The organism is Dokdonia sp. Hel_I_63, from assembly GCF_007827285.1.
Classification (GTDB): domain Bacteria; phylum Bacteroidota; class Bacteroidia; order Flavobacteriales; family Flavobacteriaceae; genus Dokdonia.
The window spans coordinates 1,579,296-1,594,878 of record NZ_VISD01000001.1; the positions used below are offsets into that span (position 1 = coordinate 1,579,296).

General features: G+C 35.4%; 13 protein-coding genes. 2 read left to right on the forward strand and 11 right to left on the reverse strand.

Features of this window, described 5'->3' with window-relative positions:
• Window positions 1–12: 12 nt before the first annotated feature.
• From JM84_RS06995 to JM84_RS07005, 3 genes are all read right to left on the reverse strand, one after another.
• Complete coding sequence (locus JM84_RS06995) at window positions 13–987, reverse strand: deoxyhypusine synthase family protein (RefSeq protein ID WP_013749755.1); 975 nt, start codon at window positions 985–987, stop codon at window positions 13–15.
• Window positions 980–1,909, reverse strand: coding sequence for an agmatinase (speB, locus tag JM84_RS07000; protein ID WP_013749754.1), 930 nt, complete (start codon window positions 1,907–1,909; stop codon window positions 980–982). Before speB ends, JM84_RS06995 begins: the two co-directional genes overlap by 8 nt.
• Window positions 1,910–2,021: 112 nt before the next feature.
• Window positions 2,022–3,413 carry an arginine decarboxylase gene (locus JM84_RS07005; RefSeq protein WP_013749753.1) on the reverse strand — a complete coding sequence of 464 codons (1,392 nt, stop codon included), beginning with the start codon at window positions 3,411–3,413 and terminating at the stop codon, window positions 2,022–2,024.
• A 601-nt stretch (window positions 3,414–4,014) separates the two neighbouring features.
• Here JM84_RS07005 and JM84_RS07010 point away from each other — a divergent pair.
• Complete coding sequence (locus JM84_RS07010; protein WP_144783380.1) at window positions 4,015–5,040, forward strand: hypothetical protein; 1,026 nt, start codon at window positions 4,015–4,017, stop codon at window positions 5,038–5,040.
• A gap of 68 nt (window positions 5,041–5,108) precedes the next feature.
• Here JM84_RS07010 and JM84_RS07015 read toward each other — a convergent pair whose 3' ends face one another.
• From JM84_RS07015 to JM84_RS07050, 8 genes are all read right to left on the reverse strand, one after another.
• A complete protein-coding gene (locus JM84_RS07015) occupies window positions 5,109–5,837 on the reverse strand; it encodes a YebC/PmpR family DNA-binding transcriptional regulator (RefSeq protein ID WP_013749751.1) in 729 nt (242 codons plus the stop codon).
• Between the two features lie 140 nt (window positions 5,838–5,977).
• A complete protein-coding gene (locus JM84_RS07020; protein ID WP_013749750.1) occupies window positions 5,978–6,259 on the reverse strand; it encodes a 4a-hydroxytetrahydrobiopterin dehydratase in 282 nt (93 codons plus the stop codon).
• Between the two features lie 92 nt (window positions 6,260–6,351).
• Complete coding sequence (locus tag JM84_RS07025; RefSeq protein ID WP_144783382.1) at window positions 6,352–6,849, reverse strand: hypothetical protein; 498 nt, start codon at window positions 6,847–6,849, stop codon at window positions 6,352–6,354.
• Window positions 6,850–7,103: 254 nt separating this feature from the next.
• Entirely contained in the window at window positions 7,104–8,552 is a 1,449-nt protein-coding gene (locus tag JM84_RS07030) for a TlpA family protein disulfide reductase (protein ID WP_013749748.1), read from the reverse strand.
• A gap of 277 nt (window positions 8,553–8,829) precedes the next feature.
• Complete coding sequence (locus JM84_RS07035; RefSeq protein WP_013749747.1) at window positions 8,830–9,819, reverse strand: hypothetical protein; 990 nt, start codon at window positions 9,817–9,819, stop codon at window positions 8,830–8,832.
• A gap of 371 nt (window positions 9,820–10,190) precedes the next feature.
• Window positions 10,191–10,784, reverse strand: a complete 594-nt coding sequence (locus tag JM84_RS07040; protein ID WP_013749746.1) for a hypothetical protein — start codon at window positions 10,782–10,784, stop codon at window positions 10,191–10,193.
• Between the two features lie 256 nt (window positions 10,785–11,040).
• Window positions 11,041–11,604, reverse strand: coding sequence for a hypothetical protein (locus JM84_RS07045; protein ID WP_013749745.1), 564 nt, complete (start codon window positions 11,602–11,604; stop codon window positions 11,041–11,043).
• Between the two features lie 404 nt (window positions 11,605–12,008).
• Entirely contained in the window at window positions 12,009–13,043 is a 1,035-nt protein-coding gene (locus tag JM84_RS07050; protein ID WP_186439104.1) for a cellulase family glycosylhydrolase, read from the reverse strand.
• A 682-nt stretch (window positions 13,044–13,725) separates the two neighbouring features.
• Between JM84_RS07050 and rpsA the strand changes: the two genes are divergently transcribed.
• On the forward strand, window positions 13,726–15,558 hold the full coding sequence (gene rpsA / locus JM84_RS07055; RefSeq protein WP_013749742.1) for a 30S ribosomal protein S1: 1,833 nt from the start codon (window positions 13,726–13,728) through the stop codon (window positions 15,556–15,558).
• Window positions 15,559–15,583 lie beyond the last annotated feature (25 nt).

The window sequence follows — 15,583 nt, forward strand, 5'->3', positions numbered from 1 at the left end:
GAGACACCTTATTTACATATCTAAGAGGTAAGCAAAGATTAATGGCGCTACAATAGTCGCATCACTCTCAATGATAAATTTAGGAGTATCCATATCTAGTTTTCCCCAAGTGATTTTTTCATTAGGTACCGCTCCAGAATAAGATCCATAACTAGTAGTTGAGTCACTTATCTGGCAGAAATAGCTCCAGAAAGGAGTTTCCGTGCGCTCCATATCTTGATAAAGCATAGGCACGACACAAATAGGGAAATCACCAGCAATACCTCCACCTATCTGGAAGAAACCGATTCCTTTTTCTGAGTTTGCTGTATACCAGTCTGCAAGGAATGTCATGTACTCAATTCCAGACTTCATAGTCGTAGCTTTAAGTTCGCCTTTCATCACGTAGCTCGCAAAGATGTTACCCATAGTACTATCTTCCCAACCTGGGCAGATAATAGGTAAGTTTGCCTCTGCAGCTGCATACATCCAGCTATCCTTGATGTCTATCTCGTAGTACTGCTCTAATACTCCAGAAAGTAACAGCTTATACATGTACTCATGCGGTAAATAACGCTCACCAGCAGCCTCTGCATCTTGCCATATCTTTACGATATGCTCTTGAATACGACGAAAAGCTTCTTCTTCTGGAATACATGTGTCTGTAACACGGTTGAGTCCTTTTTCTAGTAAATCCCACTCATCTTGAGGAGTAAGATCTCTATAGTTAGGTACACGCTTGTAGTGACTGTGAGCCACAAGATTCATGATATCTTCTTCAAGGTTTGCACCTGTACAAGAAATGATATGCACTTTTTTCTGGCGTATCATCTCTGCAAAGATTTTTCCTATCTCTGCAGTACTCATTGCTCCGGCAAGAGAAACAAGCATTTTTGATCCTTTTTCTAGTTGTGCTTCATACCCTTTGGCAGCATCTACTAGCGCAGCTGAGTTAAAGTGTAGATAGTACTTCTCAATAAATTGTGATATTGCTCCTTTATTAGTCATTATAATCGTCTTCTTCTTGATTAATTTTTTTGCTTTTTTCTTGTAATCCGCTTACTTCGTACTCTTCTCCAGCATCTTCTTGCTCAAACTTATAGCTAAGCATTTTGTAGTATAATTTTGCCGCTGCAAACTCAGAAGGCTTGCTATTTCCATTAGGGCAAAGCTCTACAATATCAAAACCTACAACATTCTTCTCTGCAAACACGCGACGTAAGAAGTCTAACGTTTCATACCAGAATAATCCTCCAGGTTCTGGAGTTCCAGTAGCAGAAAGTACAGATGGATCAAAGGCATCTAGATCAAATGTTACATATACATTTTCTGTCATTGCCTCAATCGCATTATCCATCCAGTAATCGTCTGTTGCCATCTCGTGAGCAAAGAAAACATTATCTTCATTCATCACTGTTTTTTCAATGGCATCCATACTACGTATTCCTACTTGTACAAGATTTGTAGTTTGGTTTGCTTCATACACGGCACAAGCGTGATTGCAAGTAGAACCTTCATAAGACTCACGTAAATCTGCATGCGCATCTAGTTGTAATACCGTAAGATTATCAAATGTTTCATTAAATGCACGAATAGCACCTATAGATACAGAATGCTCTCCACCAAACATGGTAACAAACTTGTTACGTTTAATGTTTTTCTTTACAATCTTGTGTACAGCTTCCACCATTGCTTCTGGTGATGTATTTTCTTTGATAGGATCTGCAAGGTGTATCCCTTGTTTGTAAACTTCGCTTTCAGTTTCTATGTCGTAAAGCTCCATATTTTCAGAAGCATGTAAAAATGCTTCAGGACCCTTGTCTGCTCCTTTGCCCCAAGTACTAGTTCCGTCATAAGGAACTGGAAGTAAAACAATTTTAGCTTTTTCAGCTCCTGCATATTCTTGTGGTATGCCTGCGTACGTTTTCATGGTGATACTAGATGTTAGATGTAAAGTGAGAATATTGTTTTCTCGGTGTTGTTACTGTTAGTGGTTATATAATTGATTTAATATTTTTTATTTTGCTTTCGCGAAAGCGTATTTAATACCCTAAGATACCTAATAATTGCTCACTCGTTTGCTGTTCTGCAAATATTTCTGTGGTAATCTCTCCATCTTCATTGCGGTCAATGAGGATGTGCTTAGGAGAAGGAACAAGGCAGTGTTGCAGTCCGCCAAAACCTCCTATAGACTCTTGATATGCTCCTGTATTAAAGAAACCAATGTAAAGTGGTTTATCTTTTTTATACTTAGGCATATAAATCGCGTTCATGTGCTGCTCACTGTTATAGTAGTCATCACTATCGCAGGTAAGACCACCTAATAAAACACGCTCATATTCCTCATTCCAGCGGTTTACGGCTAGCATGATAAAACGTTTGTTTATAGCCCAAGTATCTGGTAATGTTGTGATAAATGAAGAGTTTATCATGTTCCACTTTTCACGGTCGTTTTGTTGCTTCTGGTACAGTACTTCATAAATAGCTCCGCCGCTTTCGCCAACGGTAAAGCTGCCAAATTCTGTAAAAATGTTAGGCACCTTTACATCTGCATCATCACAAGCTTGTTTGATCTGTGCGATGATTTCATTAATCATGTATGCATAATCATACTCAAAAGCAAGTGAGTTCTTTATAGGGAAACCTCCACCTATGTTTAGGCTATCAAGTGACGGACAAATCTTTTTAAGATTGATGTACACTTTGATACACTTCATGAGCTCGTTCCAGTAATAAGCCGTGTCGCGTATCCCTGTGTTAATAAAGAAGTGAAGCATTTTAAGCTCAACCTTCTCGTTATTTTTAATCTGGTTATTAAAGAATGGAACGATGTTTTTGTAACCTATTCCAAGTCTTGAAGTATAGAATTCAAACTTAGGCTCCTCCTCAGATGCTATACGAATTCCTACCTTAAATTTGCCATTAATCTGGTTGCTTAGAAGGTCAATCTCTTCGTAATTGTCAATTACCGGAATTGCATTTTTATGCCCGTTATTAATAAGACGAGCAATGTTTTCTACATACCTCTCACGTTTAAACCCATTGCTTATTACGTATGTATCGTCTGTGATTTTTCCCGCAGCTTTTAAACTCTCTACAATATCTATATCAAATGCAGACGAAGTCTCGATATGTATATCATTAGAAAGTGCTTCGTTAAGCACGTGCTTAAAGTGTGAGCTTTTTGTACAGTAGCAATAGTTATAACTTCCTTCATAACCATTTGCCTGGATAGCATCTGCAAACCATTTTTTTGCTCGCTGTATGTTATCAGAGATTTTAGGTAAATAAGTAAACTTAAGTGGTGCACCGTATTGCTCTACAAGTTTCATAAGGTCTATGCCATGAAACTCTAAGTGGTTTTTATTAAGGTTAAATTCCTCTTGTGGGAAATAATACGTCTGCTCGATGAGATCAATGTACTTGGTCTTCATTAATTAGTTTTAAATGTGTAAGGTATAAAAGGTATAGAAATGAGGGAGATATTCCCTTTAAGAAAAAGTTAATTCTATGAACCTCAGATGCGGAAAATAAATACAGTAAATGGAGAGAATGCAAATTCTTCTAAACGCTTTATAGCGATATTGATGTTACAAGCCGGCCATAACATTCGGTTCCCAAATCTTTGGGCAGCTTTTGGATTAGACTTTGTGATCATCCTAAGCCCGAATATGAAATCGTTTTTCATTTTAGAGTAGGCAATAAGCTCGATTGAACGAACTTATTTTGCGCGGCAAACATAAACTCAAATTTTAATTGGTGAAATAGCCTGTCAAGTAATTAACAAAAAATTAACTATTTATTGTTGTTAGTAATATTTGGGCGCTCAAATACGGGTCGCTATATTCTTAATAATGAGGAGGCCATATTCATAAAATTATTGTTAATAAATAAATTTTGCGCTCGTTAAATGACAGCCAAATAGGTGTGTTAATCGTTAAACTGTGTTAATCTCGTATTCCTAGAAAACCTTTCAACCTTTTTTCAACGTACATATGCAGAACAATAATCAATTTAACTTTAAAAATTACGTTTATGAAATCAATAAAAATTTGTGGATTACTTTTAGGAGCAGCATTAGTAGCTGCAAGCTGTTCATCTGACGATGAAGGAGGAACAACTGTTGTAACTGCAGACTCACGTGCAGAACTTTATGCATCAAGTAATAGTGATGGTGATGTAACGGTGTATGATGTGAGAGATACATCAAATATTACAGCTGCTAGCTTTGGAACAGTTTCTACAGATGCAGAAGGTATCTATTATGATGGTTCTAGTGATGAGGTAACTCAGGCATCTAGATCAGGACTACAATTAAACGCTTACGGAAACGTACTACTTTCTACTGCAGGAGTAAACCTTACTGCAACAGTAAGTAGTAGTGCAGTATTAGTAAGCCCACGTGATCTTGCCGTAAGTGGTGATTTCTACGTAGTTTCAGACAATGCAGATGTAGATGGAGATCCAGCAACAGCAGATGGTAGAATCTTTATCTTCCAAAAATCTGGAGGAAACTTTACATTGAGAAACACGGTAACAACTGAATTTGCTTTATGGGGAATTGAGTTTGTGGGATCTTCTCTATATGCAGTAGTTGATAAAACATCTGATGTAGCAGAATTTGAAGACTTTTTAGATAACAGTGCAGATGCAACTGTTTCAGCGAGTAAGAGAATTACTATAGAAGGAATTGTAAGAACACACGGTATTGCAGAAACTGATGGTACAATGATTCTTACAGATATTGGAGATGCAGGTGTTGATTCAGATGGTGGTTTCCACGTTATTTCAAACTTTGCTTCAAAATTTGACGCTGTTGAAAATGGTGAAACACTAGCCGTAGCTGGAAACCAAGTAAGAGTTGCAGGAGCAGCTACGTTCTTAGGAAATCCAATTAGTGCAGAGTATGACGCAGTAAACGATATCGTATATATTGCAGAGAGAGCAAATGGAGGAGGAAGAGTACTAGCATTTGCAAGCGTACAAGCAGGAGGAGACCTTGCACCAGCAGTAAACAATGAATTAGCTGGAGCTTCATCTTTGTATTTATACCAAGAATAGTAATCACATAATTCCAATAAAAAACCCTCAAGATATTTCTTGAGGGTTTTTTTATGCGTTCTAGTTTTTTATTCCTCTTCCTCCGCATTTGCTTGCATAGTAGAGAATACATTCTGCACATCATCATCTTCATCAAGCTTATCGATAAGCTTGTTTACGTCTGCCTCTTCCTCTGGAGTAAGTTGCTTCGTTACTTGTGGAATACGATCAAAACCAGATTCTAAGATCTCAATTCCTTTTTCTTCAAGGGCGCTTTGTATCGCTCCATAGCTTTCAAAAGGCGCATAGATATGTATCCCGTCTTCATCTTCAAAAACTTCTTCGGCACCAAAGTCTATAAACTCAAGTTCTATCTCTTCTACATCTTGTCCCTCTGCATTCACACGGAAAGTACAAGTGTGGTCAAACATAAATACTACAGATCCAGAGGTACCTAGGTTACCGTCACATTTATTAAAAGCAGCTCTCACATTTGCCACCGTACGTGTATTGTTATCTGTAGCGGTTTCTACAAGTATTGCGATACCGTGTTGTGCATATCCTTCAAAGATTACTTCCTTGTAGTCGCCTTGGCTCTTATCTGACGCTCTTTTAATGGCACGTTCTACGTTATCCTTAGGCATATTTACCGCCTTAGCATTCTGTATTACCGCACGTAGTCTCGAGTTTGAGTCTGGATCTGGACCACCTTCTTTAACGGCCATTACAATATCCTTACCTATGCGTGTAAATGCCTTAGACATTGCGCTCCAGCGCTTCATTTTACGTGCTTTTCTAAACTCAAATGCTCTTCCCATGTATATAAAGTAATAGATATTTTCGCGTAAGCAAAAATCTCCTTTTTAATAATAGTGTAATTAAAAACGCGATCAATACAAATAGTATTGACCGCGGTAAAAATATGAAATCGGTTGATTTCTTTAAAATTTATAGTCCTTTATGCGCCTAAAATATCATCTATAGCTGCAGCAAGGTCAAAATCCTTTTCTGTCACACCATCTGCATCGTGTGTGTTAAGAGAGATTTCTAGCTCATTATACGTGTTTGTCCAGGTAGGGTGGTGATCCATTTTCTCACACTCAAAGGCAATGCGCGTCATGGTTGCAAACACCTCGCGGAAGTTTTCAAACTCAATCGTGGTGTGTATCGCGTTATCGTCATACTCCCAGTCTGGAAAATCTTCTAATCTATTGTTGATTTGATCGTCTGTAAGTTTCATATGCTTGTTTTTAAAGTGCTAGATAAAGATAGATAATTACGCTTTCGCGAAAATAGGATTTCGATTAAATCTTTGTTAATGGATGTATGCAGTTATAGTAGTCTAAACTTCATTCTATCCATTAATCGCCAGTTGTCTTTTATTTTAATAGATTTTCTTAAAGTAACTTCAAAGTTAACGTTATTACTGCTGCATACTAGAATAATATCTGCCATCTCAATAGCAATCTTATTATCTCCTAGAGGTTCATGACGTACGGTCTGTAACTGTATATCTTCCCATTGTACGTCAAATGTAGTTCCCTTTCTTAATACTTCTTGAAAATCCTTGGCTGCTTCTGTTTTAAAATTGGCTACTATAGTAGCTACCTCGGGAATGTTTTCACTAGAATTTGCTTGTACTATTGGAATGAGGTATGAGATCTCCTCTTTAGTAGCTAGACTTTCAATGACCTTTGTATCATCTTGGCTTTTCAGCGCAGAGAAGATGTTCTTGACTAGTGTTGTTTTTTCAAAATTTTCTTGTCCAGTGGCAGTGTGAAATGCAAATAAGGTTACAAGAAGAAATATTGTTTTTAGGGAATTTTTCATTGAGGAAATGAGGTGATTTATTGTTTATGATAGTTGTTTACGCTTTCGCGAAAATAGGGAATTGCTCCAAAGCTTAGAAAATCAAAAGTTGGGTTGAATTTACGGAAATGAAGCAGGGTTGATTTTGTTTTTATAGTCCCAATTCCTTTTTAGTCACATTACTCTTTATTAGTTAGGTTGATAATGGTGTGTCAGAATCCTGATTATGAAGTACACCGTGCAACTGCGGAGTTTATAAGTATTAATGGTATTTCTTATAAGTTAGCTATAATCAAGGATGCAAGTTCATTATCACTTGGTCTTGGGGCATTGTCATCAATGATTTTTCCAAATTTATCAAAAAGCAGATACCGTGGTATTGTCTTTATATTGTAATTATTATATAGTTTTGACTTTTTCCAGTTGGCAATTATATAATTATTCTCTTCAGTTGATAGATTTTCTAATGTACTTGCTCGAAGCCAAGCTGCGTATTCTTTGTCAATTGAAATTTGAATAATTTCAAATTCTGTTTTATCAAATCTTGTTTTTAAATCTTCTAAAAATGGCATTTCTTTTCTACAAGGTGCACACCAACTTGCCCAAAAATCAACTAGCACTATTTTTCCTTTTTCTCTTAAAAGAATCTCCTCAAATGTCAATTGGTTGTCATTTACTAAATTTGATAAAACCCCAATAGTACGATCATTTATGTCTAATTTCTCAATGTTTTCTTGTTGATTTTCGACAATTGTCTTCCATTTGTCTTCCAACTTATTGCTAGTATTTAAAGTGTAAAACTTTTCTAAATAATTGTCAAACTTTGATTTTTCTAAAAAATAAATGCTTTTAAGATAAGCGCTTAGTAACATTTCTTTTGTTGACTGATTAAATAGCTTTGTTTCTTTAGTAACAACATCAAATTGTACAGTGTTTGAAACTCTTTTATCGGTTTGAAAATATTTATATAACACCAAAGCTTTTAAAAAACTTACGTATTCATTGCGTTCAAATAATTCTTCACTATTTATTTTTATATCTAAAGTATCAATATCCAATTGTAAATGCTGCTTTCTAGCTTCTCTTACTTTCGATGTTGCGTACTTAAGTTGCTGGTCAAGCTTTGTACTTCTGTAGAACTCATCTGAGATACTATTAATAGCTTTTAGACTATCCAATAGCAAGTTTGAGTTTTCATGTATTTGTTTTATTGAGAACTCTTTGTTTTGAAATTTATCTTCGTCGATTACGATTGCCTCACTATTTAGATTTTGCTTGAACAGAAGATAATCAAAGTTAGTTTCGCTCCATGGTTTATCACTATTTAAGTGTGTAAAGACTGGATATTGAACTTGCTTAGAGGAGTTGACTTTTAAGTTTTCCACGTCAATTAAAATGCTGTCGCCTTTATCAATTTCAAGTTTGTAAAATATTGAAATGAAAGGGTCTCCACCTATTATATAAACTGTAGTGTCTGTAGGAATTGTTATAGATGACTTATTCTCCTTTTTGCCTAGGTATAAAATGTCAGGCATAGCTTGCATCTCATCCAGCGTTAAATTTGTAAAGAAAGAATCCACACTGTCATGTACTTTTATAAATACCTCATTTCTCTTTTCAATTGCATCTTTATTGGTGACTAGAGGCTCGTAGGGAGTGCTTAACTTTTTTTCGGAACAACTTAGAAGTGCAAGAAGTAAAAGTATTGTGTATATATTTTTCATTTGTGAGTGGATAAAAAGCAATCTTATAAAGCAGCCAGAGTTCAAATCATAGAAGGCTCATTGAAAATTTTGATATCACAGAAAAGATATGTAATTAGTTGTTTTTTAATTGATTGTCTAAATATACACTTATTTATAAATCTTGCGCAGCGTGTATCGCTACTAGAAATAGTGGTTGAGAGAACATTTTCGCGAAAGCCTAACTCCACTCATTTTAATCGGAATATGTTGTAGAATGCGAACTTGATAAAGGAGTTATGAACGTCATTTGTAATCATCAAGCATCGAAAAACTCGGCGGTTTTAATGGTGAAACCTAAAGCTTTAAGTTTGGTTCTTAGTTCAGATAACGGGACACTATTAGGACTGTCTCTATATGTTAAGTTGTTTACAGTGATTTCTGTTGCTCCGGCTCCTTTTGCTGGTAGTATATTAGTAAAGACGATTTCGCTACCATAGTCAAAGACCGTGAAGTCGTGCTTAGTGGCTAGTGCGTATTGTTGCGTAGTGTCTAGAGATAAAAGCCGCAGCTGGTTGGGTTGCATTTGTTGTGCTAGCTCCTTTGGGGTTCTATAAACGTTAGCGTGGTATAAAGCGAGCTGTGCTAGGTGAATTTCATCTTCCTTACCTGCCAGCAAATCACTAGGTAACTCATAAGACCTACGCAACATTTTTAATTGACCATAGCTGAGGGTAAAGGTTTCTATCAAAGTAAGTTGTTTGCTTATGCGAGCTTCTCTATTATAAAAGTCATTGATGTATGGCTTAGCCATTGCTATCTCATTGTACCAACCTATGTGGAGGAGTGCCGCTGTTTCTCCTAATGACTCATTTCTGATTCCTCCATACGCAGAGAGGCCAATCCTAATATCGCCAAACCACCAGTGTGCAGCATAAATTACACTGCCGCTACTATATCCCTCGTTATACTTTTTACCATCTGTTAATGGATTTTCTTGAACTTTATCAGGTTCGCCTAGTATAGATATGAGCTGTTTCATATACGGCGAGTGGTGCTGTTGAAACCATCCTTTTTTAATAGGTTTTAATCCAAATGAAATAGAGGAAATAGGTCTGTCATAAGAAGGTCCGTAGAATTCACACGAAACAGTATCTAAGCCTAAAAACTCGTTTGAAGGTACTTTGTGAAGTTTCCAAGAGCTCGTATTCTTGTTAAGGTTTTTGTGTTCAAAGACTTCAAAGACATCATTAAATGTTTGTTCCCACTTAAATATTTTATCGTCTATCTCAAAGCTGCTCCAATCCATGTTGTTCTAATACCAATTAATTTTTGTGTGTAATACAAATATGTGTACTTACGATTGCTAGCTTATTTTAAGGTTTATTTTATCTAAGGTAAAAAATCAATGTTATACTTACGCTCGGTGTAAGAAACTAGTGCAATTTGCTTTCGTGAAAGCGTATCTGTGCAGTTTATGTTATTGATAGACCTAAGTTAAGAGATTGGTTTGAGAGCATCCTTTCCAGATAAGGGAGCTTTAGCCTCTTTGATAACTTTCTCTACACCTTCTATAAATTGAGGTTTTGTCTTTGTTCGAGCTTCAATTTAGGAGTCTGTTTGTTATTTTAATTTGGTTGTTATAGCAAATGGGCCCTACGTCTATGGGTAGAACTAGTTTTAATGAGGAATTGTAACTGTCAAATTTATATCCTCAATGGAGTCAAGTTTGTATTTTGTTGAATTTCTTTTAGCTTCTAAAACGATAAAGTGTTTGGAAGGTTTGATTTTATTGAATAATTGATTCTCAAGAGCAGATAGCTTATATATTGAGAAAAAATCTTCATCAGTTTCTTTAATCTTAAGCTTGTAATTAGCAATTTTTTTATCTCTGTCGTTGAGAATTTTAAAAGTGATTTCCTTATTTCCTTTACGCTGTTCTATTTTAGAGAATTCAAATTTATGTCCATTTACTTTTTTTGATAAGTTTTTTGTTTCAATAAAATTTAAAGAATTCGATTTATCAATGTGAAAGTAATGCTCCTCATTTTCTTTGGTATCAAAAATTCTAGAGACTAGAGAATCATTGCGTTTGTATATATACATATGATATGAATCATCCTCAGAATTAAAAAAATGAGTCCATTCTTGATTGGGAAATAATTGTGTGGAAAAACTGCTCTTTACAATTTTATCAAACTTATAGTTTTGACTATAGCTTATGCTCACTAATAATATAAAAAGTATAAACAGTAGTATTCTTATTGTTTTCATAAGTTTTTTATAACAGTCTACTTATTAGGCAATTGTAAGAAGTAGATTTCTGATGGCAAATCTACAACTATATACGTGAATTAATTTACGGCTTTCCTTTATATGTATTGTTTTTGTAAAATATAAACGCACAATATTATGATTAGTTACGGTAACTGTAGTTCTTTTAATGGAGCTGCTGATAGATGTGTCACACTAGGAAATATTTTTTTGAAGTAGTCCACTTCATAAGTATATGCAATACTTTAAAGTAAGATTAGTTAATCCAGCCAAAGGCTTTTATAGAAATGCCGCTAAAACAATCATCTGCACAATTATTAGGTATGAAACCGCATAATGTAAGTAACCCATTTACTTCAGTCTGTAAGTATATCGTGTTGTTCTCCTGGTCTACTACGAGGTATTCGCTTACACAAGAATCATATAACTCGTCTATTGTGAGCGGAGCAGCGCCTTCTTGGTTTGTTCCTAATGCAGCTTCGTTTTCAGAATAGGTGTCTGTAATCAATCGCTCCCCAGTCTCACCATCTATGGTAAAAGTTTGATATACTCGAGAGACAACACTGTTTTCTATTACTTTAATTTCTGTGGTGCTTCCATCACCTGTAAAGGAGATAATATCTGTTTGATAGATGTATGATTTTCCATGATTACTTTTTAAGTCTGACCACTTGCTTAAACTTTCTTCATAAGATAAACCAGTTTCACCATTCAAGTCTGTTAGAGTTGATAGGTTATCGATATTTGTGGTATCATCATCACTACCACAAGAGATAAGTAGGAGTGTGCAAGCTAAAATTAGGTATAGAAAGAGTTTCATAGTTATGTTTTTTTGACTGCTTATTAAACAACTTACGCTTTCGCGCAAGCGTAAAAAATTAAGCTGTAATCTATGTGTTAGACGAAGTCAATTTGATAGAGCTAATCTACAATTACGTGCTCACATTTCCTTAAGGTTTTCCTTTAGACGTGTTATTTCTTAGTAAATTCAATGTTATACTATAGAAAGCTAAGCTTTAGAACTATAGATAAAAGATAATGGAAGGTTCGAGAAAGAAACTAGCCTCGGTGGAGTTTGTTTGAAGTAAAAAAGTTCTTCTTTAAGTAATCGCTATGCAAGTATTATTTTCAGATTCTCTTGATTAATGTTTGCAACCATTTATCTTTTCGAATAAGATAAGAAAGTAGTAAGTTTTACGTGGCTCTGTTTTTTGTGACCAGTTATTAATCATCAAGAAATTCCTTGTACGTCAATCCCCAATAATTATTATTAAAATTTGAGTTCGGTAATCCGTCATTAGTTAATAAAGCATTACTATAATTACTATTTTGATTCCATAACCATGCTAATGTGCTTACTTGTTCAGAATTAACGGCATTTAGGAAATTTTGAATAGGCATGATATCACCCACATTTTTGACCCCAATCTCGCCTATAAAGAAAGGGATATCATTTTCTTTTAAATTATTGAGTCTAGAAATAATTTGAGACTCAGTAGTATTAACCAGCCACTTCTCATAAGCATGTAGATCAAATAATACATTAAACTTATCCTCTATAAGAGTATTTCCTTTTGCAAGAATAGCTTCTTCAGATTGACCTTGTTCATTTCCAGGAACGATTACTATATTACGAAAACCGGGCACTTGCCTCAAATTTTCTACCATGTCTGTCATATCTGACAGCCACAAATTATGAGTATAATTATTTTCATTATTCCAATGATACGGTTCATTCCAAACTTCAATCCAGACATCTGGTTGGTCTTTAAAATGCTCGGCTATTTCTTTCATTTTTGTTTTATAATCAGCATAAAAGTATTGCGAAGAGGGATTTAGACCAGTAAAGAGTATTTGGTGTCCTTCATTATCAACCCAGCCGAAAGGACAAATTATTGTAATTTTATTGTTGTCTCGATTTTGATTAACAATAGTCTGAAGAGAGTGGTACCACTTGTTATCACTAGCCTGAATAGGGTCGCTATCAATAGGTTGTTCACGAAGATTTCCAACAAACTCTCTTACAATTTCTACCTTCCATTCATTCATCAAACCAGGGTCTACTAAACCAAAGGTTTGCATTGCATTAACTCCTTTGTAGAAAGTGATTTCATTATTGTAAAGTAGATGTGGTCCAGAAATAGTAAAAGGATCAGTGGTTTGTTCAGCAACATTATTATTTGAATAATCATCTTGCGAACAGCTCAAGCAAGTAATAATTAGCAATATAAAAGAGTAGAATGTCTTAACCTGTCTCATTAAAGTTCTATAATTAAGTATGGAAGGATACATAATGCGTTTGTTGCTACTTTTATTCTATATAAGATTATTAGTGTGCATAAATTCCGTCTCTAGCTATTTACCTAACATTACTTGCAATTTAATTTTAGTACTAATTCTCTTTTTAACTACGATAAGCGTTAAAATAGAATTAATCTTATTGTTCATCTAAGCGCTATAATAAATACAGAAGAAAGCTGTAGACCAAAGCAAGGTTGTTTTGTTCAAAAAATTACTGGTAATTATTACAATTATCTATTAGACGGCTTTTCTTTATTAAAGGTTTTTAATGATTCTAAATATACAATGAAATTTACAATAATGAGTTATGTAGAGCTTTGTCTGAATGGGATTTAAGGAGTATATAGCATTGTTGTGATTAGTACTGGTTAGTTTATTAATTAGTTAAACTGATAGTTGTAAGAATACAGCATAATTAGCAGTGCTAATTTTTATCTCAAAACCCCTTTGTAAATCAAGATAAAGGGTGTATTTTTGCACTCCTTTTTGGCCACCTTTAGAAAGCTGCCAGTGAGGTATTTAAAAAACAAAACAAACCCTTTTACGGTTTCTAGGTTTATTAAGCTTTCGCAGAAACGTAAAATACAAAACCCATCTGTCTATAAAACGCTTGTTTTTAGGTAGATGTAAATTTTAGCAAATGGCTGAAGAAACAAAAAATCCTGAAGTTCAGGAAGAAGCTGCAGTAGTAGCACCAAAAGTTGAGCTATCTCCAGCTCAAGAGAACCCAGAACAATTTCTTAAAGACTTTAACTGGGAGAAGTACGAAGAAGGAATCGATACAGTAGATGACAAGCAACTTGAAGAATTTGAAGCGCTTGTAGCAAGTAACTTTGTAGATACACTTGATGACGATGTTGTAGAAGGAACAGTAATTACACTTACTGATCGTGATGCAATCATTGACATTAACGCTAAGTCTGAAGGGGTAATCTCTCTTAATGAATTCCGTTACAATCCAGACCTTAAAGTAGGTGATAAAGTAGAAGTACTTATCGATGTACGTGAGGATGCAACTGGGCAATTGATATTATCACACCGTAAGGCGCGTGTTATCAAGGCTTGGGATCGCGTTAACGCTGCACACGATGAGGGAACTATCGTAAACGGATTTGTAAAAGCACGTACTAAAGGAGGTATGATCGTAGATGTATTCGGTATCGAAGCATTCTTACCAGGTTCACAAATTGATGTGAAGCCTATACGTGATTACGATCAGTATGTAAACAAAACGATGGAATTCAAGGTTGTAAAAATCAACCACGAGTTTAAAAACGTTGTAGTATCTCACAAAGCGCTTATCGAAGCAGATATCGAAGAGCAGAAGAAGGAGATCATCGGGCAGCTTGAAAAAGGACAAGTACTTGAAGGTGTTGTTAAAAACATCACTTCATACGGTGTATTTGTTGATCTTGGAGGTGTTGATGGACTGGTACACATTACAGACCTTTCTTGGTCACGTATCAACCACCCGAATGAAATCGTTGAGCTTGATCAGAAACTGAATGTTGTAATCCTTGACTTTGATGAGGATAAAACACGTATCCAGTTAGGTCTTAAGCAACTTTCTAAGCACCCATGGGAGGCCTTAGGAGAAGAGCTTAAAGTAGGTGATAATGTAAAAGGTAAAGTAGTTGTAATCGCAGATTACGGTGCATTTATCGAAGTAGAAGAAGGAGTAGAAGGTCTTATCCACGTATCAGAAATGTCATGGTCTACGCACTTACGTAGCGCTCAAGACTTCGTAAAAGTAGGAGACGTAGTAGATGCTCAAATCCTTACTTTAGATCGTGAAGATCGTAAGATGAGTCTTGGTATCAAGCAATTAACGCAAGATCCATGGACAGATATTACTTCAAAATACCCTGTAGGTTCACGTCACGAAGGTATCGTACGTAACTTTACAAACTTCGGTGTGTTCTTAGAACTAGAAGAAGGTATTGATGGATTAATTTACATCTCAGATCTTTCTTGGACTAAGAAAGTGAAGCATCCATCAGAATTCTGTGAGGTAGGAGATAAACTAGAAGTAGTGGTTCTTGAGCTTGACGTAGATGGACGTAAATTATCTTTAGGTCACAAACAAATCGAAGCAAATCCTTGGGATAAGTACGAGGATGAGTTCAAAATGGGTACTACTCACAAAGCTGCAATCACAGAGATTGTAGACAAAGGAGCTACTATCGATTTTAACGAGGATATTACTGCATTTGTTCCTACTCGTCACCTTGAAAAAGAAGACGGAACTAAATTAGGAAAAGGAGAAGAAGCAGAATTCCAAATTATTGAATTCAACAAAGACTTCAAGCGTGTAGTTGCTTCACATATGGTTATCCATAAAGAAGAAGAAGCTAAGATCGTTAAGCAACAAGCTAAGAAAGCTAAAACTCAAGCAGATGAGTCTAAGCCTACTTTAGGTGATGCAAACGATGCTCTTGCAGCTCTTAAAAAGAAAATGGAAGGAGGAGAGTAATTCTCACCATCTAGTTCTTATACTA